This window comes from Oleiphilus sp. HI0043 (assembly GCF_001634935.1).
Map to the genome: position 1 here is coordinate 1 of NZ_LWEY01000849.1, position 756 is coordinate 756.

Annotated in this window: 1 protein-coding gene; it reads left to right on the forward strand. The window is 46.8% G+C overall.

Annotated elements, in window-relative coordinates; all coding sequences use genetic code 11:
- Positions 1–756, forward strand: a 756-nt coding sequence (locus A3729_RS09625; RefSeq protein WP_156497851.1) for an immunoglobulin-like domain-containing protein, incomplete at both ends; no start/stop codon positions are given.

Genomic DNA, 756 nt, shown 5'->3' on the forward strand with positions numbered 1-756 from the left:
CTCCAACCGTAACCCGTACAGTCAACATAGATGACTCAACAGCCCCAGTAATTACTTTAATTGGCGATACAAACACCAATCACCAGCTTGGCACAGCCTACGTCGATGCGGGCGCTACAGCATTAGACAATATAGATGGCGATATTAGCTCAAATATTGTTGTTAGCGGTGATACCGTCGATGGAAATACTCAAGGAACTTACACAGTTATCTACAATGTCACTGATTCATCAGGAAATGCTGCAAACCCCATGGTAAGGTTTGTGACGGTAGATGATGTAACACCACCGGTAATCACCTTAGTTGGCAATAACCCAATTAATCATGAAGTGAATACAATTTACACTGACCCTGGTGCCACAGCCACAGATAATACTGACGGCGATATTTCTGCAAACATCGGTGTCAGCGGTACAGTCAATGCAACCGTAATCGGCAGTTATGTACTGAGCTACAACGTGAACGATTCCTCAGGCAACTCTGCTACTACCGTTACCCGAACAATTAACGTTCAAGATACTGGCGCACCTAGCATCACTCTCCTAGGTAGCAGCCCACTTAACCATGAACTAAATACCCCCTATACCGATGCTGGCGCGACTGCAAGCGATGCGCTGGATGGTGATATCTCAACTAACATCATCGTCGGTGGTGCTACCGTAGATTCCAGTGTTACTGGTACCTACGTGATCACCTACGATGTCAGTGACTCCAACGGCAACCCTGCCGTACAGCAAACGCGCACGGTAAATGTGA